The organism is Chryseobacterium sp. JV558, assembly GCF_033712365.1.
Taxonomy (GTDB): domain Bacteria; phylum Bacteroidota; class Bacteroidia; order Flavobacteriales; family Weeksellaceae; genus Chryseobacterium.
Genome location: NZ_WJHU01000045.1, coordinates 1 through 256, shown reverse-complemented (window position 1 = coordinate 256; position 256 = coordinate 1). Strand labels below are relative to the sequence as shown.

The window sequence follows — 256 nt, the reverse complement described above, 5'->3', positions numbered from 1 at the left end:
GATACTCCCCAGAAAGGCAGCATCGGAACTGCTGAAATTTAGACCCTGCATACCCTCTACTGACTGGTTATTACCAATATCCGCGTTTTGAAGGGTTACTATAACATCAAACAAAGGATTGCGGCTCAAATCTGTTGCAAGCGACAGGGATTCTACAAGCTCATCAAATGGGTAATCCTGGTGTTCAAGGCCGGCAAAAACAGTGGCCTTGACTTTATCCAAAAGCATACGGAAGCTATCGCCTCCTTCAAAACGC

1 protein-coding gene is annotated in these 256 nt (G+C 45.7%); it reads right to left on the bottom strand.

What is annotated here, in order from left to right; all coding sequences use genetic code 11:
* A partial coding sequence (locus tag GFU89_RS23280) for a condensation domain-containing protein (protein WP_318849391.1) occupies positions 1-256 on the bottom strand: 256 nt, incomplete at both ends.